The sequence below is a fragment of the Ahrensia marina genome (assembly GCF_042140245.1).
Taxonomy (GTDB): domain Bacteria; phylum Pseudomonadota; class Alphaproteobacteria; order Rhizobiales; family MH13; genus MH13.
This window is the reverse complement of record NZ_CP159483.1, coordinates 2,173,463-2,192,212: the sequence shown is the minus strand read 5'-3', so window position 1 is coordinate 2,192,212 and position 18,750 is coordinate 2,173,463. Positions and strand designations below refer to the sequence as shown.

The window sequence follows — 18,750 nt, the reverse complement described above, 5'->3', positions numbered from 1 at the left end:
ATAAGAAAAATGTACTTTGCACTCGCCGCTCTGCTGTTCCTTGCCTTCGTCGGAAACGTTGTGTCCGGATCGATTGATGGTTCGGCCATTCTAAGCAACGTGCAGGAAATGCTGCTGCTCTTTGCCGCCGCGATTAGTTTCTCGGCCGCAATCCTCATCGCCGAGGCTAAGGCGAAATCAAAAAATGAAAAAACAGACTGATCCCTAGGGAGGACACGATGAACGATACAAAACAGATTAAGTCGCTAGAGCGACGCAATTTTATGCGCCTTGCTGCCAAAGGTGGCTTCACGGCCGCTGTTGTTGCCGGCGCTGGTGGCATGCTTCTTTCCGATGAAGCGATGGCACAGACAGCTGCTGAAGAGCGCGAGCGCGAAGCCGCAGCTGACCACGTGATGACGCTGGCAACAGCCTATGTGCTGGGCGCATCGCGCAGCTACCCCATCATGCAACTGGACCTCAAAGAAAACGTTCAGAACATGACGAACGGTAAGGTCTATGTGCGTTTGGCACCCGGCGGCCAGCTTGGCGCTGGTGGCGCATTGGCGCAGGCCGTACAAGGTGGAACGATCCAGTGTGCACAGCACAGCCTGGCGAACTTTGCACCGTTCGCATCGGTGGTGGATCTCATCAACCTGCCTTACTTCTGCGGTTCCAACCAGCGCTTCACCAACCTGACGTCGTCCGACGCATGGAAGCAGGAAGTTGACCCCAAGATCGCAGCCTCCGGCTTCAAAGCGCTGTTTTACATCGTGATCGATCCACGTGTTGTGGCTGTTCGTCAGGGTGGTAACGCTGTGATCACACCAGGCGATCTGTCGGGCGTGAAATTCCGCGTGCCTGGTTCTGCGATGCTCCAGCAATACTACCGCATGGTGGGTGCGAACCCGACGCCAGTGGCATGGGGCGAAACACCGTCTGCTATCCGTCAGGGTGTTGCCGATGCGCTTGACCCATCTGTGGGCGCGTTGCACGTATTTGGCTTCGGCGAAATTCTCAGCCACGTGACCTTCACTCAGGCAGTTCCTGACAGTCAGGTCTACTCCATCAATCTTGAGTGGTTCAACAGCCTGCCTGCGGACGTTCAAGAAGGTATCGAATTTGCTGGCGAAGTGACCCAGCATCAGAACCTTTCGAAAGTTCCATCGGCACGCTCCTACGCCATGTCACAGCTGATTGCGAACGGCGTTGAATTCCATACTCTGTCCGATGATCAGCTTGCCGAATGGCAGGATGCTGGTGGTTACCAGAACAGCGACTGGGACACGTTTAAAACGGACCTGGCTGGCGATATGGACACGTTCACACGTCTGGAAGAGGCGGCTGAAACGCGCGGTCGCTTCTACGTCCACGACGCCTAATAAGCATCGTCTTGCGGTCGGCGCTTTGTTGGCGCCGACCCACCATCCCCCCTGCACCGTAACGCATTGCACCCGCATGCTCGGCAACCGCTGAGCGCGCGATGCATCTTGGCCGCACGCGAGGAACTCATGACGGCACTGTACAAGGCAATTGATAAGAATGGTGAGCGGTGGTTGTTGCTCATGTTCTACGTGATGCTCGTTGGAACCATGTTCATCGAAGTGGTGCGCCGCGAGGTGTTTTCTTACTCGTCCATCTGGGGCGAGGAAATCGTGCGCTACTGCTTCATCTATCTAGCATGGATCGGCGCAGCTGCCGCCGTCAAAGAGCGCGGCCACATTCGTATCGATGTGATCATGAACTACATCGGCCCACGCGCCAAAGCGTTGCTGTACATGTTCGGCGACATTGCCATGTTTGTGGTCGCCTTGATCGCTCTCTACTGGTCCTGGGAATCTGTACACGTCTCCTGGAAATTCCAGTCGGTCAGCCATGGCCTACGGGTCGGTATGTACTTCTTCCTTTTCGCGGTGCCCTTTGGTTTCGCGCTCGTCATCTTCCGCCTCGTGCAGTCCTTCCTGCGTGATCTCAACGACCTTCGTCACGGCCGTCCGGTCTACGAAGGCGACAAACTGTTCGATTAGGGAGGGCTCAGGTCATGATGTGGCAACAACTCGGCGCAGCCGAACTCATTCTTGGCTGGGACTTTTACGCTCCCGTTATTCTTTTCGTTGTTCTCGTCGCGTTGGCCGTGCCTGTTTGGGCGGCCATCGGATCAGCCACCATCTTGATGTTGGTTTGGTCGCAAGCGCTTCCTCTCAGCCTTGTCGGCGAGAAACTGTTTTCTGGTATCGACGCCTTCGCGCTGACCGCTGTACCGCTTTTCATCCTCACCGGCGACGTGCTGGTGCGAACGGGGCTCAGCCGGAAGTTCTTGGATGTTGCTGAGGCGCTGACCTGCTGGGCCAAAGGTGGCTTTGGCTCTGCCACGGTTCTCGTGTGCGGCATGTTCGCGGCAATCTCAGGCTCTGATGCTGCCGGTGCGGCGGCTGTGGGTCGCATGACCATCGATCGGCTTGTTGAGAGCGGTTACCCACGCCCCTATGCCTGTGCACTGGTTGCCGCTGGTGCGTGTACTGGCATCCTTATCCCGCCATCGATTGCCTACATCATTATCGGCCTCGTGCTGGGTGTTGCGGTGTCCACACTGTTTTTGGCGGCCGTGATCCCCGGGCTTCTGATCCTGTTCTCCATCCTGGTCACAAACATTGTCATGAACCGTCTCAACCTCTGGGAAGGCGGCGGCATCATGACGGCCAGCGAATGGGCTGCGAACCTTTGGAAAACCATTAAGTCCGGTTGGTACGCTTTCCTTGTTCCAGGCATCATCTTCTACGGCATTTTCTCTGGTCGTTTGACGCCGACTGAGGCTGGCGCTGTGGCAGTGGTGGTAACCATCATCATCGGCTTCATCATCAGGACTCTGAAGTTCTCCGACTTTCCGGCAATGCTGGTGAGCTCGGCGAAAGTGAACGGTGTGATCCTGCCGATCATCGCCTTTTCCATTCCGCTGGCCGAAGCGCTCGCCATCATTGGTGTACCGCAGGGCTTTGTTGGCGCGCTGACATCGGTCAGCGAGAACGAATACATCCTCATCCTGATGATGGTGATCATCCTCATCTCAGCTGGCTGCGTGATGGAGACAACGCCAAACATTGTGATCCTGGCACCGATCCTCTGGCCGCTCGCGCAAGAGATCGAAATGAACCAGATCCAGTTCTGCATCATGATGATCACAGCGCTTGGGGTGGGCTTCATTACACCCCCCCTTGGGCTCAACCTGTTCGTGGTGTCGGGGATAACCGGCGAGTCGATTTTGAAGATCGCCTACCGCGCCATTCCCTTTGTCTTCTTCATGCTGATTGTGACGTTGATGATCGCCTACATACCGGCCTTCTCCACGTCTCTTCTGCCAGATAATTTCCGATAGGACGTGCGTTTAATGACTATTGAGTACCTGAAGAAAGCCCCACTCACAGCTGAGAGTGATGCGTCGGACACCAACAAGATTGTCCAGACAATTCTTGATGAAATCGAAGCTGGTGGCGATGTCAAAGCACTCGAGTACGCCGCCAAGTTCGACAAATACGAAGGCCCGGTACTGCTGTCCCAGGAAGACATTGCAGCAGCATCGGCTCAAGTCCCTGATCGGCTGAAACGCGACATCGACTTCGCTCATGCCAATGTGAAGCGCTTCGCTGAAGCGCAACGCAGCACCTTGCAAGATGTGGAAGTTGAAGTGGTGCCAGGATTGGTCGCCGGTCAGCGCACCATTCCGGTCTCTGCGGCTGGTTGTTACGTTCCTGGTGGGCGCTACAGTCATATCGCCAGCGCGATCATGACAGTGACGACCGCCAAGGTGGCTGGCTGCGACCATATCGTTGCCTGCTCCCCGCCTCGGCCAGGTATCGGGATCAACCCGGCCATTGTCTACACCGCACACAAATGCGGTGCCGATAAGATCCTAGCAATGGGCGGCGTCCAAGGCGTTGCTGCCATGACCTTTGGCTTGTTTGGCCTGCCTAAAGCCAACATCCTTGTCGGGCCGGGCAACCAGTTTGTGGCCGAGGCCAAGCGTATCCTGTTTGGCCGTGTCGGCATCGACATGATCGCGGGCCCAACCGACAGCTTGATCCTGGCTGATAAGACAGCCGATCCAAAGGTGGTGGCAGCTGATCTCGTTGGCCAAGCCGAACACGGCTACAACTCGCCAGTTTGGCTGGTGACGGACAACCGTCCATTGGCCGAAGAAGTGATGCGCCTCGTTCCAGAGCTGATCGACGACTTGCCAGAGGTGAACCGCGATAATGCGACGGCGGCCTGGCGCGATTACGCCGAAGTCATTCTCTGCTCCAATCGCGACGAGATGGCCGCAACATCGGACTCCTACGCGCCTGAGCATCTGACCGTTCAAGCCGATGATTTGGATTGGTGGTTGGCCCGCCTTTCCTGCTATGGCTCGTTGTTCCTTGGCGAAGAGACGACGGTTGCCTTTGGCGACAAAGCCTCGGGTACCAACCACGTGCTGCCAACCTCGGGCGCCGCGACCTACACTGGCGGCTTATCGGTCCACAAGTTCATGAAGATCGTGACCTGGCAGCGTGCAACACGCGAAGGCGCCAAACCGGTTGCAGAAGCCACCGCACGCATCTCGCGACTGGAAGGCATGGAGGGTCATGCCCGTACAGCCGATATCCGTTTGCACAAATACTTCCCTGAAGAGCGTTTTGATCTGACGGCGAATGACTGACCCATCTGCCCTCTTTGATGTGCGTGGGCGTGTTGCTTGCGTTACCGGCGCAAGTGCTGGCCTTGGTCGGCACGCTGCGCTGGTTTTGGCTCGTGCCGGTGCACGTGTTGTCGGCGTTGCCCGCCGCAGATCTGCGTTGGATGACCTTCAAACAGAGGGCGGAGACAATGTGCGCGGCGTCGAAGCCGATCTATCTGATCGCGCCTCGCTGAACGACATCGCCACGCAGGTAGCTGAGCCTTTCGGATCGCCATCGATCCTGATTCATGCAGCCGGCATCAACAATCGTCAGCCAGCCGACGAGGTCACACCCGAAGGTTGGGATGTGACCATGGACTTGAACCTGGCCGCTCCCTTTTTCTTGAGCCAAGCCCTCGTGCCAGCCATGCGTCAAGCAGGCTGGGGCCGCATCGTGAATTTCGCCAGTTTACAAACCACGCGCGCCTTCCCAGGCGGTATCTCCTATGGAGCATCCAAAGGCGGTATCGGGCAGTTAACACGCGCCATGGCGCAGGCCTGGTCGAGCGATGGCATAACGGCAAACGCCATTGGACCGGGGTTCTTTCGCACTGAGCTAACCGCCGCCGTCTTCGATGACCCAGAACGGGCTGCCCGCAACGCCGCGCAAACCTGCATTGGCCGCAATGGCGAACTCACAGACCTAGACGGCCCATTGCTGTTTCTTTGTTCAAACGCAAGCGCCTACGTCACCGGCCAAGTGCTGATGCTTGACGGAGGGTACACCGCCAAATGAAGGCCTTGGTTTACACAGGGCCAGAGGCCCTTGAGTACCGCGACGTCGCCGATCCTGTTGCATCGGACGGCGAAGTCATGGTGCAGGTGGAAAGCGTTGGGATCTGCGGCTCGGACATGCATGCCTTTTTGGGGCACGATGAACGCCGCCCTGCCCCGCTGATCCTCGGGCACGAGGTGAGCGGTACACTGACAAGTGGACCAAACAGCGGCCAGCGCGTGACAGTGAACCCGCTCGTAACATGCGGCCACTGCAAAGCTTGCGTATCGGGTCGCGACAATCTCTGCCCCGGTCGACAAATCATATCCATGCAGCCGCGCGAAGGCGGTTTTGCAGAGCTACTGGCGATCCCAGAACGCAATGTGGTGGCTTTGCCAGAAACAGTCAACAGCGATCAAGCGGCGTTGACCGAGCCCATCGCCTGCGGCTGGCACGCTGTGCGCATCGCCAAAACTCAGCTTCAGAACTCCAACGATGCTCAGGCACTCGTGATGGGTGGTGGCGCGATTGGCTTGGGCGCAGCTCTCAGCCTGAGGGCCCAAGGCGTAGGCGATGTCTTGATCATCGAGCCCAACGCCGGGCGGCGTACCTACCTAGAAGAAACATGTGGCCAGAAAAGCTGTGCACCTGAGGCACTGGGCAACAACCAGTTCTTCGACATCATCGTTGATGGTGTCGGCATCGAAGCTTCGCGCGCGCAAGCCTCCGCTCATGCCACACCTGGCGGGGTCATCGTTCACATCGGCCTTGGCAGTGCCTCAGGCGGCCTGGATGTGAGGCGTATGACGCTGCAGGAGATCGCCTTCATCGGCACCTACACCTACACCGCACAAGACTTTCGAGACACCGCGCACGCGATGTTCGATGGACGCCTTGGTGCTCTCAACTGGACGCAAGATTGGCCACTTGAAAAAGGCCAAGCCGCCTTTCAAGCAATCCGGTCAAGCACGGTTGCAGCGCCAAAAATCATCTTAAAACCAAACATTTGAGGAGACATTCATGTCTGAAATCCCACACCTTCTTGTTCATGAGCAGGCCGACAATGTCGGCGTGGTTGTGGTCGAAGGGCTGACCGCTGGCACCGACATGTTGTGCTGCATCACCCACGACAACTCCACGTTTCGCCTGACTGCCAAGCACGACGTTCCCATTGGTCACAAGGTTGCGCTGAAAGACCTGAAGACTGGCGACACCTGCATGAAGTACGGCGAAGACATCGGCAAAATTGTCGCCGACGTTGCCCAGGGCGAGCATCTGCACACCCACAACTGCAAAACCAAGCGCTGGTAAGGACCCCCAACCATGGCATCGAAATACTCAAACATCACGTTTCATGGCTACCGGCGCGAAAACGGTCGGGTGGGCGTGCGCAACCACGTTCTGATCTTGCCGGTGGACGACATCTCCAATGCCGCTTGTGAGGCGGTGGCCAACAACATCAAAGGCACGCTGGCGATCCCGCATGCCTATGGTCGTTTGCAGTTCGGTGAAGACCTTGAGCTGCATTTCCGCACCATCATCGGCACCGGCGCCAACCCCAATGTTCATTCAGTTGTGGTGATCGGCATCGAGCCTGGCTGGACCAAACGCATTGCGGACGGCATTCGCAAAACCGGCAAGCCGGTTGCTGAATTCTCCATTGAGCAAAAAGGCGATCTGGAAACCATTCGCGCCGCCTCTTGGGCCGCAAAAGAGTTCGTTCATCAGGCCTCAGAGATCCAGCGCGAAGAGTGCTCGGTCAAAGAGCTTTGGGTGTCCACTAAATGCGGTGAGTCTGACACCACCACAGGTCTTGGGTCCTGCCCGACCGTTGGCAACATGTACGACAAGCTTCTGCCAGAAGGCATCACAGGTTTCTTCGGTGAAACGTCTGAGATCACGGGTGCTGAGCACATCTGTCAGAAACGCGCCATCAATGAAGAGGTTGGCGAACGTTGGTACAAGATGTGGAAGGCCTATCAGGACGACGTCATCTTCGCCCACCAGACCGATGATCTTTCCGACAGTCAGCCGACCAAAGGCAACATCGAAGGCGGCCTGACCACCATCGAGGAAAAAGCCCTTGGCAATCTGGAGAAGATTGGCCGGACATCGCAATACATCGATATTCTGGAGCCTGCTGAGGCCCCAGGCAAAGGCGATGGCCTCTACTTCATGGACTCCTCATCAGCCGCAGCTGAATGCGTGACGCTGATGGCCGCTGGTGGTGCTGTCATCCACACCTTCCCAACCGGGCAAGGCAATGTGGTCGGCAACCCCATCGTTCCAGTGATCAAAATCACCGCGAACCCACGCACCGTGCGCACCATGGGCGAGCATGTGGACGTCGACGTGTCGGGTATCTTGCGCCGCGAGCAGACCATTGATGAGGCAGGTGATGCCTTGATCGAAATGATCCGCCGCACGGCCAATGGTCGCAACACAGCCGCTGAAGCCCTTGGTCACCGCGAGTTCTCGATGACCAAGCTCTATCGCAGCGCTTAGTCTCCATCCCTGCGGGCGGCGTCATGAGCGCCGCCCGCCACCAGGATATGCCCATGAGCGACCGGGTTCGCATCAGCATAAACGAAGCGAACGTGCTGGTATCGTCAGCTTTCACGGCCAATGGCGTGCCAGCCGATACCGCAGCAAGCGTTGCGCGCGCATTGGTTGGCGCTGAGGCGGAAGGTCAATCAGGCCATGGATTCTCGCGTATTGATGATTATGTGGCGCAGGTCTTGAGCGGCAAGATCAATGGTACAGCCAAGCCAAACACCACAAACCTTGCGCCTTCCAGCCTTCTGACAGACGCAGGCTTTGGGTTCGCCTACCCAGCGCTTGAGCAAGCCGTCGCCCGTGGCGCAGACATTGCCAATGCTCAAGGCGTGGCAACCATGGCTGTCACCAATTCCCATCATTGTGGCGCTCTCTCTCAACATGTTGAAACGCTGGCAGAGCAAGGTTTGGTGGCGATGATGTTCGCCAATGCCCCTGCTGCTATGGCTCCGTGGGGCTCTTCCAAGCCTGTGTTCGGCACAAACCCCATCGCCTTTGCTGCGCCCCGCGCCCACACTTCACCCTTGATCATCGACCTTTCCTTGAGCCGTGTTGCCCGCGGGAAAGTGATGCATGCGGCTAAGTCGGGTTCGCCCATCCCTCATGATTGGGCCTTGGACGCAAACGGCCACCCCACCACCGATCCTCAAGAAGCCCTTGAAGGCACCATGGTGCCGATTGGTGAAGCCAAAGGCACGTCACTGGCCCTGATGGTAGAAATTCTGGCAGCCCTGCTTACAGGCGCCGCCATGAGCCGCGAAGCGTCATCTTTTTTCACCGCCGATGGCCCAGCGCCTCGGGTTGGACAGTTTCTCATTGCGCTAAAACCGCATGAGCAATCAGGCTTTGCCGAGAGGCTGGAGGAACTGCTCACAACCATCAATGATTTGGATGGTGCTCGCCTGCCTGGAGAGCGTCGTGCGGCCAGCATCAAAACCGCCCACCAACACGGCCTCTATGTGCCACGCCACTACATTCGCCGCGTGCAAGCGCTCGCCGGCGAAGAGTTGCGCGTAGCAGGTGGGCTGCAATGACCGATCAAACCCAGGCCAATATTGCCCTCACCGAAGCCCCCGACACGTGGTGGCAGCGGATCTATGATTTCTTCCCCGGCCTTGCGCTTGCCGCGCTCATCGCAATGGCCAGCCAGTTCATCGCCGACAACTCGCAAGTGCCTGCCATGCTGATGGCACTGGTCATCGGCCTGATGCTGAATTTCTTGTCGCAAGTCCCGCGCTGCAAACCAGGCATCGCCTATGGCGCCAAACCTGTTTTGCGCATCGGCGTTGCGCTTCTTGGGGCTCGCATCAGTTTTGAGATGGTGACAGGCCTTGGCCTGCCCACCGTCTTGCTCATTGCAGGCGCCGTTTTTGCAACCATCGCCTTTGGGTTGCTGACGGCCCGCCTTGCAGGGTTTCAATATCGTTTCGGGTTCTTGTCGGCGGGTGCTGTGGCGATCTGCGGCGCGTCAGCTGCTATCGCGATCGCAGCTGTGCTGCCACGTGATGAACGCTCAGAAGATCGGTTGGTCTTTACCATTGTTGGCGTCACCGTGCTGTCGACAGTTGCCATGATCGCCTACCCGCCGGTGACGCAATTCTTTGGACTCAACGATTATGTGGCAGGGGTCTTTCTAGGGGCCACCATTCACGATGTGGCACAGGTTGTTGGCGCAGGTTTCTCTCTCTCAAATGAGGCCGGAGAGACGGCAACGCTGGTGAAACTGTTGCGCGTGTCCATGCTCGCACCCATTGTGATCGGCGCTGCCTTGATCATACGGGTCGTTAGCGCATCACGGGATCAGAATGATGCCACGAGCGGTACACGCCCGCCGCTTATGCCAGGTTTTGTGGTGGTTTTCATTTTGCTGGCCGCTATCAACTCGTTTTTTGCCGTCCCACCAATCCTCACCCAGATAGCTGCCACGCTGTCAGGGTGGCTTCTTCTGCTCGCCATCGCCGCCGTTGGCCTCAAAACCCGCCTTGGCGATGTGGTGAAAGTTGGCAAGCCGGCAGCTGCTCTTCTCATTGCACAGACCCTCTTCATTGCAATCTTCTTCGGGCTTGGGCTTCACGCCTTGGGTATCATCGCGCTTTGATGATGCCCCCCCGATGGCAACCGATAGGAAAGGACGCCAGAAAGGAACGCTATGTACAACTCAATCCTCATCCCCGTCGCGCTCGACCATGAAACACTTGTCGCGCAAAAACTTGTCCGAGCTCGAGAAATGCTGGCTCCAGGCGGCAAGATCACCCTTTTGACTGTGCTTGAGCAGGTCAGCGGCTTTGTCGCCGAGTTTGTGACCGTGAAGTCAGAAAATCATCTGACGACCAGCATTCTGGGTAAACTGGAGGGCGTGGCCGGCGACGCATCGGACATTGTCTGCAAAGTGATCACTGGCAAACCAGGCGTGGAGATTGCCCGCTATGCCGACCAGAACGGTGTTGAATTGATCATCATGGGCTCGCAAGCCCCTGGCGTGAGTGATTATGCGCTCGGTTCAACAACCGCACGTGTTGTGCGTCGCTCGCATTGCTCAGTGCTTGTGCTGCGATAATCGCAAAAGAGTTGGTGCGGTGGCGTCAGCACGCCATCGCACATGATCACGCCTAAAATCATCATAGCGATTGACTCTTGGCTCGCCTGAGTTTGTTATAAGAACAAAACATGAACAATGTGCTTGAGCGCCTGAGCTATGAACTCGTCTGTCATCCAATTACGCCGCCAGTTGGAGGCATTGGCACCTAACCACCACCATCGCGCACACGGCCATGTTGCTCTTGGTGTGCCAGCTATCGATACGCACCTAAAAGGCGGACTTGGCCTTGGTCTGTTGCATGAAGTGTATGCCGTAAAAGCTGCAGACATGGCTGCAACCAGTGGATTCACCGCCGGTCTCGTCCAACGCATGGCGCCTGACACACAGACTCAAAGAGCACGCCCAGTGGTGTGGATTCGCCAAACCATGAGCGAAAGCGAAATGGGGCGGCTCTACCCTCACGGATTGGCCAATATCGGGTTCGATCCTGCGCGTCTGATCAGTGTGCGGGTGAACAAAGCGGCCCATCTTTTGTCCGCAGCACTGGAAGCCACGCGTTGTGCTTCGCTTGCAGCAGTACTGATCGAAGCTTGGGGTGAGCCCAAAGACCTCGATCTAACCGCAACACGACGTTTAGCACTGGCCGCCGAACATTCAGGCACAACACCGTTGCTTCTACGGGCCGCGGCCAAAGAGCAGTCCAGCGCTGCGTTCACCCGCTGGCAAGTTCAAGCAGCGCCATCGCAAGCATTGGCTGCCAATGCACCGGGGCATCCAGCCTTCAACCTCACCCTTTTACGCAACAAAGCCGGCACCCATGGACAAAGCTGGCGTGTGGAGTGGCACCATGACCTCAGCCAGTTCCGATCCATTGACCGAACCAACAGCCTATCGCAAACAGCAAAAAGACAGCTCGAAACACGGTATCCAGACAAGCCAACACGTGGCAAGCCGGTACTTGGCACTGTGGTTCCCCTTTCTGCCCGCCAATCGGCTGCAACGGCAGAGCGGCGCACCGGAACAGGCTGACGCGCCAAATGTTTTCATTGAAAAACACCGCAGTGCATTGCGGCTGATGGCTGTTAGCCGCCAAGCGGTAGATTTGGGCCTATTACCCGGCATGACTTTGGCCGATGCCCGCGCCCGTGTGCCCAATCTCAACGCCATCGACATGGACAGGTCCGCAGACAGCGCCTGGTTAGAGCGGATGGCAGACTTCTGTGATCGCTACACCCCACTCGTCGCCCTTGATGGTGAAAGTGGTGTGCTGCTCGACATCAGCGGTTGCGCCCATCTGTTCGGTGGCGAAGCAGCCATGCGTGATGATGTGCAAGAACGTTGCACCAAGGTCGGTATAGAGGTGGTGTCAGCCATTGCCGCAACACCTGATACCGCCCGCGCGCTGGCTCGCTTTGGTGGTGGAGCGATTGTGGAAACCGGCCTGGAACGCGATGCCGTCACGGCCCTGCCTGTTGGTGCCATTGGTATGAGCAACGAGACAGCCCTTGCGCTTAATCGCGCTGGCCTGGTGACCATTGGTGACCTTGCCGCACGTCCGCGTGCGCCCTTAACCGCCCGCTTTGGCACAAACATCACCACAAATCTTTCCCGCGTTCTTGGCGAGGAAGACATTGCCATCACCGCCCGCAGACCCCTGCCCCCTTGCACTGTAGACCGCCGCTTTGGGGAACCCATTGGCCGCGAAGAGGACGTACTGGCCACCATTGAGCATTTGATCGAACAAGCAGCGAAGATGCTGGAAAAACGCGGCCAAGGCGGCACCGCTTTTGAAGCCAGTCTCTTTCGCACCGATGGCGCCGTACGACGCCTGACCGTGGAAACTTCTCTTCCCACCCGCAAAGCAGCCCCGTTGATGCGTCTCTTTCAAGAGCGCATTAGCACCTTGGCAGATCCTTTGGATCCTGGCTTTGGCTATGATTTGCTACGGCTTTCGGTGACCGCTTGCGCCACCTTTGTGCAGCCCCAAACCAGCCTCGACAGCCATGAGCAAGCTGACGAAGAGGTCGCCGCCCTTGTCGACACTTTGAGCACCCGGCTTGGCAAGGAGGCTGTGCAACGCTTTGTCAGCGCGCAAACGCACATTCCTGAACGCGCAGCCTATGAGGTTGCCGCCAAGGATTACCCTTCGACATCGTTCACCCATCAGATCGACATGCCCGATCTGCGCTGGGCCACACCCGATGCCGATGAGCCACCATCACGTCCAATCCACCTGTTCCAGCATCCGCAACGCATCGAAGCCCTTGCGCAAATTCCTGATGGCCCACCGCTCAAATTCCGTTGGCGGCGGGTGCTGCATGAGGTTGCACGTGCGGAAGGACCAGAACGGATCGCGCCGGAATGGTGGCGCAACGATGATGCCAGCCTGACACGTGACTATTATCGCTTGGAGGATAGTCAGGGTCGACGCTTCTGGGTGTTTCGCGAAGGCCTTTATAATCAAGAAACCCAGCATCCGAGTTGGTTCGTGCACGGGCTTTTTGCATGAAAGAGCAAACGCCCCCCTATGCTGAGCTGGCAGCAACAAGCAACTTCTCGTTCCTGCGTGGCGCATCGCACCCTGGCGATCTGGTCGGCCAAGCCATTAAGCTAGGCCACACGGGGCTAGGCATTGCGGACCACAACAGTGTCGCTGGTGTAGCGCGGGCTTACCATGCTTTGCGAGACTTGCGCGAGAGTGAGGATAAGAGCCTCAGCTCAAAAGCGGAAGCGTTCCAACTGGTCGTCGGGACACGGCTCGTCCTTGCCGATGGCACGCCTGACATTCTCGCCTATCCGGAAGACAAAGAAGGATGGGGACGGCTCTGCCGCCTGCTCACCTTAGGCAAGCGTCGCGCTGAAAAAGGCGACTGCACGCTGACCCTGAATGACCTGCTGCGCCATGTGCGCGGCTTGCTTTTGATCGTCATGCCGGACACAGGCACAGCCAAACTGAGCGATACACTGCAACGACTCAGCAATCATGCGCCCGGCGCTGTCTGGTTGGCCGCTACCATGGGGCGCAAAGGCCATGATCACCGCCGTTTAGAGGCCCTCAAGGCAGAGGCGGACAAGGCAACTGTACCACTGCTTGCAACCAATGATGTGCTCTATCATGGCCCAGAACAGCGCCCCTTGCAGGATGTCGTCACCTGCATTCGCGAAGGCTGCACGCTGGATGAAGCAGGCTTGCGTTTGGAAGCCAACGCCGAGCGGCATCTCAAAGAGCCCGAGGAAATGGCGCGTCTGTTTGAGGGGGCATCAAAGGCCCTAGCAGAGACGCAGCACATTCTTGCACGTATCGATTTCACGCTCGATCAGTTGGCTTACACCTATCCCGATGAGCCTGTGCCGCCGGGTCGAACGGCACAAGACTGGCTGGAAGAATTGGTCTGGCGCCATGCGCCCTACCGCTACTACAAAACCGGTGTACCGGAGAAGGTGACGCGCCTGCTAAAGGATGAATTGGCGCTCATCGAACAGCTTGATTACGCACCCTATTTTCTCACCATCCACGAGATTGTGCGCGTTGCGCAGGACAAGGGTATCTTGTGCCAAGGGCGCGGCTCAGCAGCGAACTCCGCCGTCTGCTACGTGCTTGGTATCACCTCGGTCGATCCAGCCGAGCATGATCTTTTGTTCGCCCGCTTCATCTCCTCTGAGCGCAAAGAACCGCCCGATATCGATGTCGATTTTGAGCACGAACGACGCGAAGAGATCATCCAGCATATCTATGAGCGCTATGGACGTGACCGGGCCGGCATTGCAGCCACCGTGATCTCTTACCGCCCACGCAGCGCCTTACGTGAAGTGGGCAAAGCATTGGGGCTGACCGAGGATGTCACTGCCCGCATGGCCGGTACCGTGTGGGGGTCCTTTGGCCGTGAAGTCTATAGCAAGCACATCAAAGAGGCTGGGCTCGATCCGGAGAACCCAATCATTCATCGCGTGCTCGATCTTGCCCATCAGATCATGGGCTTTCCGCGTCACCTCTCCCAGCATGTCGGCGGGTTTGTGTTGACCCGCGACCGGCTGGACACGCTGGTGCCAGTGGGCAACGCGGCGATGAAGGATCGCACCTTCATCGAATGGGACAAGGATGACATCGACGCGCTGGGACTAATGAAAGTCGATGTGTTGGCGCTCGGCATGCTCACCTGCATCCGCAAAGGCCTTGATTTGCTGGCCGAGAACAAAGGTCTCCACCTCGACATGCATGACATCGAGGAGGGCGACCAAAACGTCTACGACATGTTGTGTCGCGGTGAATCCATTGGTGTGTTTCAGGTGGAAAGCCGAGCGCAGATCAACATGCTGCCGCGTCTCAAACCGCGCGAATTTTATGACCTCGTCATCCAAGTTGCCATCGTGCGCCCTGGGCCAATCCAGGGCGATATGGTGCACCCCTATCTGCGGCGTCGAAACGGTGAGGAAGAGGTCAACTTCCCTTCACCGGCACCACCGCACGATCCCGATGAACTACGCGGCGTACTGGGCCGCACCCTTGGCGTGCCCCTCTTCCAAGAGCAAGCGATGAAGATCGCCATGGTCGCCGCAGAGTTCACACCTGAACAGGCTAATGGCTTGCGCCGCGCCATGGCCACGTTTCGCCATATGGGCACGATCCACAAGTTTGAACAGATGATGGTCGAAGGCATGGTGAAACGTGGCTATGAGCGTGATTTTGCCGAGCGCTGTTTCAACCAGATCAAGGGCTTTGGCGAATATGGATTCCCGGAAAGCCACGCGGCGAGCTTCGCCAAACTTGTCTACATCTCCTCTTGGATCAAACACTACCATCCGGCGGTGTTTGCCTGCTCCCTGCTCAATGCACAGCCCATGGGGTTTTACGCGCCAGCCCAAATTGTACGCGACGCGCAGGAAAACCATGTTGAGGTGCGCAAAGTCGATATCAACCACAGCCAATGGGACAACACGCTGGAGCCTGAAGATGGTGAGCTAACTCTCCGCCTTGGCCTTCGCCAAATGGATGGTTTCCATGAAGAATGGGCAGAGCGTTTGGTGGAAGCACGCACCCATAACTATGAGAGCCCCGAGGACCTTTGGCAGCGCGCGCGCCTGCCCCACCGCGCACTGAAGCTTCTCTCAGAGGCCGACGCTTTCCGCTCCACGGGGCTGGATCGACGCGAAGCGCTTTGGGCGGTGCGACGCTTACCCGATGACAATCCCCTGCCCTTGTTTGAAGCAGCCAACCGCCAGGAGCTTAGCCAAGAGCCGGATGCAAACCTGCCCACGATGAAGCTAGCCGAGCATGTGGTGGCGGACTATCAAACCATCCGCCTTTCGCTCAAAGCGCATCCAATGACGTTGCTACGTGAGCGTTTCAACGCCGAGAAAATTCTGACCTGCCAACAAGTCAGCGATGCATCAGATGGACGTTTTGTGAAGACTGCCGGTGTTGTGCTCATCCGCCAACGACCAGGCAAGGGCAACGCGATTTTCATTACGCTGGAGGATGAAACCGGCATTGTGAACGTGGTGCTTTGGGCAAGCCGATTTGAAACGTTTCGCCGTGAAGTCATGGCCTCAAAACTGCTTCAGGTCATGGGCCATGTGCAAAAGAGCAAGGAGGGCGTGATCCACTTGATGGCCACATCCCTGCACGATCGCACCGATGACTTACAAAGCCTTTCAACCTTCCACACAGCCACCAACAGCCTTGCCCGCGCTGACGAGGTTATTCGCCCCGTTCTCTCACGCGCTGACAGCGTGAAAGCAGGGCTTGTGAAGGATGCGCGCATCAAAGATGTGGTGCCAAGCCGCGGCGCGCACCCACGCAATGTGCGCATCATCCCCAAATCTCGCGATTTTCATTGAGGCTCAGCTCTTAGTCCGACTTCTTCAGAGCGTATTGGGTCATCAACGGACCGACAATCTCGAAGAAAATTGTGCTGGCAATGGTGATCGTTACCAGCGTCTCGCCATAGTCGGGAAAATGGTCGCTGGCGACCAGCGCCATGCCGATGGCAACACCTGCCTGCGGCATCAGCGCCATACCTGTCAGCACACCCTCCTGGCCTGAAAGACCGGAGGCGCGCCCACCAAGCCACCCGCCGCCAAGACGGGCGACAAATCGCAACACACAGTAGCCAACACCCGCAACACCCAGCGCCATCAGCGCCTCCACATGAAGTGAAGCACCTGCCATCACGAAGAAGAGCAACAGGAACGGCCATTCGATGCGCTCTATCTCGTGAAAAGGCCGCTCATGATGGCGGGCGAAGTTCACGATCACAGCACCGCACACCATGCCGGCAAGCAGAAACGACACCTCGAAGTAAAGCGAGAGACCAGTGCATAGCATCACCACACCAATCGCTTCCACCAGCGACGGCTCACCAGGTTTCAGGCGGCCAGTGAGGAAGGCAGCCGGTATCCCGATGGCAAAGCCCAAAGCGATGCCACCAAAGGCCTCATAAAAGGCCTGAAAGACGGCGCCACCGTCCGTTCCATTGCCAACAAGAAGCGCGGCAAGGGTCAAAAGCACACTGAAGGCAAGCAATCCCCACGCATCGTCAATGGCCACAATACCAGTAAGGTTCGTGACGAATTTTCCGGTTTTACCAGACTGTCGGATGACGTCGTGAGTTGCCGCAGGCGCGGTGGCGGCCGAAATGCCGCCCAGCAACAGCGCAATCGGCAGCGGCACGCCCAACAGATAGAGACCACCGGCAACCACCGTGATGGAAACCATCACAACAATGACAGAAATCAGCAGAATCTCACGCCCGTGCGCGGCCAAGGTCTGACGGCTCAGCGAGCTGCCCAGAAGGAACGCCACCATGGTCAGCGCCAGGTCGGTATAGATCGGATTACCGGCAGCGATCGCATCGGGCAGCACGTCCAAAAGCGGCGGACCAAGCACTGCACCAAGCAGCATCAGAAGCGTTACACGCGGCACATGAACAAGACGCCCAAAAGCGTCCAGCGCCAAGCCACCTAGAAACAGAACGCCGATAGCGACCAGTACCAGGGCGTGCGAATGAGCGTCCTCCATTCAGACGCCCATCGCAAGAAACAGCGGTCTATCGTGCAACGTCTAAGGCCGGTTTAGAGACGCCATGTCGACGGAGACTTGACCACTAAGATCCTCCAAGCTGTCGTAAAGAAGCTGGAGGGCATAGTGCGGATTGTGTGCATAGGCCCCGTGATCTTTGGCAATGAACTGGTAGTTGTAGGCAGCCTTTAGCAGGCGCGGTGTCCAAGCCGAATAGCGATTGGGAAACGCCGCCTCGCCCTCACTCGCAGCGCCATCGCCATCACTGTCGATGAAGAAATAGGGGAACTGATCGGCATAAATGATCGGCGTACCAGCAACATCAGACCCATATGCCTGAATTGCCGCATAAAGCTGACCGTGCAGGGTGCGGATTGGATGGGCAATGCCCTCGGCCATGTCGCCATCGCCGTCAACATCGATCCGCGTTGTTCGGATATCTTCAAATGTATCAGCATCCTGGTGACAGGTCGCGCACGTTTCCATTGCTACCGGCTCAAGACTATGTGGCTGGTGACAGCTCGTGCAGGTCGCAAAATCAGGCACGTGAGTGAATTGACCACGATAGTCACGCCCGGGATACTCAAACCCGCCACCGGTTACCGACCCCATCAGTGTTGCCGCTGAGGGCGAATAGTGCACGTTGATGAAGCTCAAATCCTCTGAAACAGCGTCCTCATCTAGGCCGTCGGTGGCTGCAACAACATCGGTGCCAGCGTTGCGCCCTTGGTGGCAAACAGCGCAAGTTGCTGAGCTACCAAACGTGTCAACACTTACACCTGATGGAAATGGCACGCTAACCAGCGCTGTCGACGCTTCACTGTGGCAAGCTGCACAGTCCACTACGCCACCAGTTGGCATCGCTTGGGGTGCGATTCCTGCCTGATCCATAGCGCCACGCACATATTCGATGAAGCCAAAACTCGTGTGGCATGTCGCGCACGTGGCGGGAATTTCGCCATCCTCATCCCAGTGATGGAACGAATGGCTTGTGATGTCAGCGTGCGGCGACGACAGCCACGCTTCCACAATACCTTGTAGCTGCAGGATCGCATTTTCTCCCGCATCGTCCTGAGCCGCGGCGTGACCAATGGGCAGCGCCATCAATGCAATCAGAACAGTAGCAGAGAGGATTTTAGGCAAAAATAGTTTGGGCAAGCACATGGGAGTCGATCCTGTCCGGTTGGAACGAAAGGCCATCTGGCTCTCTTGGTCATAACCGGTGGCGCCCT

General features: G+C 57.5%; 17 protein-coding genes. 15 read left to right on the top strand and 2 right to left on the bottom strand.

Annotated elements, in window-relative coordinates:
- Positions 1 to 9 precede the first annotated feature (9 nt).
- The 15 genes from ABWH92_RS10730 (at position 10) to ABWH92_RS10660 (ending at position 16,338) form a co-directional block, all read left to right on the top strand.
- Positions 10 to 201, top strand: a complete 192-nt coding sequence (locus tag ABWH92_RS10730; RefSeq protein WP_375568200.1) for a hypothetical protein — start codon at positions 10 to 12, stop codon at positions 199 to 201.
- Positions 202 to 218: 17 nt separating this feature from the next.
- Positions 219 to 1,361 carry a TRAP transporter substrate-binding protein gene (locus ABWH92_RS10725; protein ID WP_375568198.1) on the top strand — a complete coding sequence of 381 codons (1,143 nt, stop codon included), beginning with the start codon at positions 219 to 221 and terminating at the stop codon, positions 1,359 to 1,361.
- Positions 1,362 to 1,490: 129 nt separating this feature from the next.
- A complete protein-coding gene (locus tag ABWH92_RS10720; RefSeq protein WP_375568196.1) occupies positions 1,491 to 2,006 on the top strand; it encodes a TRAP transporter small permease in 516 nt (171 codons plus the stop codon).
- A 14-nt stretch (positions 2,007 to 2,020) separates the two neighbouring features.
- Positions 2,021 to 3,352, top strand: a complete 1,332-nt coding sequence (locus ABWH92_RS10715; RefSeq protein ID WP_375568194.1) for a TRAP transporter large permease — start codon at positions 2,021 to 2,023, stop codon at positions 3,350 to 3,352.
- Positions 3,353 to 3,364: 12 nt separating this feature from the next.
- Positions 3,365 to 4,672, top strand: coding sequence for a histidinol dehydrogenase (gene hisD, locus ABWH92_RS10710; RefSeq protein WP_375568192.1), 1,308 nt, complete (start codon positions 3,365 to 3,367; stop codon positions 4,670 to 4,672).
- Positions 4,665 to 5,426 carry an SDR family NAD(P)-dependent oxidoreductase gene (locus tag ABWH92_RS10705; protein WP_375568190.1) on the top strand — a complete coding sequence of 254 codons (762 nt, stop codon included), beginning with the start codon at positions 4,665 to 4,667 and terminating at the stop codon, positions 5,424 to 5,426. Before hisD ends, ABWH92_RS10705 begins: the two co-directional genes overlap by 8 nt.
- Entirely contained in the window at positions 5,423 to 6,415 is a 993-nt protein-coding gene (locus tag ABWH92_RS10700) for an alcohol dehydrogenase catalytic domain-containing protein (RefSeq protein WP_375568188.1), read from the top strand. Before ABWH92_RS10705 ends, ABWH92_RS10700 begins: the two co-directional genes overlap by 4 nt.
- A gap of 10 nt (positions 6,416 to 6,425) precedes the next feature.
- The gene (locus tag ABWH92_RS10695; protein ID WP_375568186.1) at positions 6,426 to 6,716 is read left to right on the top strand and encodes a UxaA family hydrolase; all 291 of its coding nucleotides are present in this window, start codon (positions 6,426 to 6,428) and stop codon (positions 6,714 to 6,716) included.
- Between the two features lie 12 nt (positions 6,717 to 6,728).
- Complete coding sequence (locus ABWH92_RS10690) at positions 6,729 to 7,910, top strand: UxaA family hydrolase (protein WP_375568184.1); 1,182 nt, start codon at positions 6,729 to 6,731, stop codon at positions 7,908 to 7,910.
- A 53-nt stretch (positions 7,911 to 7,963) separates the two neighbouring features.
- A complete protein-coding gene (locus ABWH92_RS10685) occupies positions 7,964 to 8,995 on the top strand; it encodes an Ldh family oxidoreductase (RefSeq protein ID WP_375568182.1) in 1,032 nt (343 codons plus the stop codon).
- Positions 8,992 to 10,059: a YeiH family protein gene (locus tag ABWH92_RS10680; RefSeq protein WP_375568180.1), complete on the top strand. Its 1,068-nt coding sequence runs from the start codon at positions 8,992 to 8,994 to the stop codon at positions 10,057 to 10,059. Before ABWH92_RS10685 ends, ABWH92_RS10680 begins: the two co-directional genes overlap by 4 nt.
- A 51-nt stretch (positions 10,060 to 10,110) precedes the next feature.
- Positions 10,111 to 10,518, top strand: coding sequence for a universal stress protein (locus tag ABWH92_RS10675; RefSeq protein ID WP_375568178.1), 408 nt, complete (start codon positions 10,111 to 10,113; stop codon positions 10,516 to 10,518).
- Between the two features lie 138 nt (positions 10,519 to 10,656).
- A complete protein-coding gene (locus ABWH92_RS10670) occupies positions 10,657 to 11,529 on the top strand; it encodes an ImuA family protein (RefSeq protein ID WP_375568176.1) in 873 nt (290 codons plus the stop codon).
- Positions 11,459 to 13,009, top strand: coding sequence for a DNA polymerase Y family protein (locus ABWH92_RS10665; protein WP_375568174.1), 1,551 nt, complete (start codon positions 11,459 to 11,461; stop codon positions 13,007 to 13,009). The genes ABWH92_RS10670 and ABWH92_RS10665 overlap by 71 nt, the downstream gene beginning before the upstream one ends.
- On the top strand, positions 13,006 to 16,338 hold the full coding sequence (locus ABWH92_RS10660) for an error-prone DNA polymerase (RefSeq protein ID WP_375568172.1): 3,333 nt from the start codon (positions 13,006 to 13,008) through the stop codon (positions 16,336 to 16,338). The genes ABWH92_RS10665 and ABWH92_RS10660 overlap by 4 nt, the downstream gene beginning before the upstream one ends.
- Positions 16,339 to 16,348: 10 nt before the next feature.
- On the opposite strand, the gene ABWH92_RS10655 is transcribed toward ABWH92_RS10660, so the two are convergent.
- On the bottom strand, positions 16,349 to 17,518 hold the full coding sequence (locus ABWH92_RS10655) for a cation:proton antiporter (RefSeq protein WP_375568170.1): 1,170 nt from the start codon (positions 17,516 to 17,518) through the stop codon (positions 16,349 to 16,351).
- A 42-nt stretch (positions 17,519 to 17,560) separates the two neighbouring features.
- Positions 17,561 to 18,682: a cytochrome c3 family protein gene (locus tag ABWH92_RS10650; protein ID WP_375568168.1), complete on the bottom strand. Its 1,122-nt coding sequence runs from the start codon at positions 18,680 to 18,682 to the stop codon at positions 17,561 to 17,563.
- Between the last annotated feature and the right edge of the window lie 68 nt (positions 18,683 to 18,750).

What these genes read in the sequence shown, in the direction of transcription:
- ABWH92_RS10730 (WP_375568200.1), top strand. Translation starts at nt 10, where the DNA reads ATGTACTTTGCACTCGCCGCTCTGCTGTTCCTTGCCTTCGTCGGAAAC.
- ABWH92_RS10725 (WP_375568198.1), top strand. Translation starts at nt 219, where the DNA reads ATGAACGATACAAAACAGATTAAGTCGCTAGAGCGACGCAATTTTATG.
- ABWH92_RS10720 (WP_375568196.1), top strand. Translation starts at nt 1,491, where the DNA reads ATGACGGCACTGTACAAGGCAATTGATAAGAATGGTGAGCGGTGGTTG.
- ABWH92_RS10715 (WP_375568194.1), top strand. Translation starts at nt 2,021, where the DNA reads ATGATGTGGCAACAACTCGGCGCAGCCGAACTCATTCTTGGCTGGGAC.
- hisD (WP_375568192.1), top strand. Translation starts at nt 3,365, where the DNA reads ATGACTATTGAGTACCTGAAGAAAGCCCCACTCACAGCTGAGAGTGAT.
- ABWH92_RS10705 (WP_375568190.1), top strand. Translation starts at nt 4,665, where the DNA reads ATGACTGACCCATCTGCCCTCTTTGATGTGCGTGGGCGTGTTGCTTGC.
- ABWH92_RS10700 (WP_375568188.1), top strand. Translation starts at nt 5,423, where the DNA reads ATGAAGGCCTTGGTTTACACAGGGCCAGAGGCCCTTGAGTACCGCGAC.
- ABWH92_RS10695 (WP_375568186.1), top strand. Translation starts at nt 6,426, where the DNA reads ATGTCTGAAATCCCACACCTTCTTGTTCATGAGCAGGCCGACAATGTC.
- ABWH92_RS10690 (WP_375568184.1), top strand. Translation starts at nt 6,729, where the DNA reads ATGGCATCGAAATACTCAAACATCACGTTTCATGGCTACCGGCGCGAA.
- ABWH92_RS10685 (WP_375568182.1), top strand. Translation starts at nt 7,964, where the DNA reads ATGAGCGACCGGGTTCGCATCAGCATAAACGAAGCGAACGTGCTGGTA.
- ABWH92_RS10680 (WP_375568180.1), top strand. Translation starts at nt 8,992, where the DNA reads ATGACCGATCAAACCCAGGCCAATATTGCCCTCACCGAAGCCCCCGAC.
- ABWH92_RS10675 (WP_375568178.1), top strand. Translation starts at nt 10,111, where the DNA reads ATGTACAACTCAATCCTCATCCCCGTCGCGCTCGACCATGAAACACTT.
- ABWH92_RS10670 (WP_375568176.1), top strand. Translation starts at nt 10,657, where the DNA reads ATGAACTCGTCTGTCATCCAATTACGCCGCCAGTTGGAGGCATTGGCA.
- ABWH92_RS10660 (WP_375568172.1), top strand. Translation starts at nt 13,006, where the DNA reads ATGAAAGAGCAAACGCCCCCCTATGCTGAGCTGGCAGCAACAAGCAAC.
- ABWH92_RS10655 (WP_375568170.1), bottom strand. Translation starts at nt 17,518, where the DNA reads ATGGAGGACGCTCATTCGCACGCCCTGGTACTGGTCGCTATCGGCGTT.
- ABWH92_RS10650 (WP_375568168.1), bottom strand. Translation starts at nt 18,682, where the DNA reads ATGTGCTTGCCCAAACTATTTTTGCCTAAAATCCTCTCTGCTACTGTT.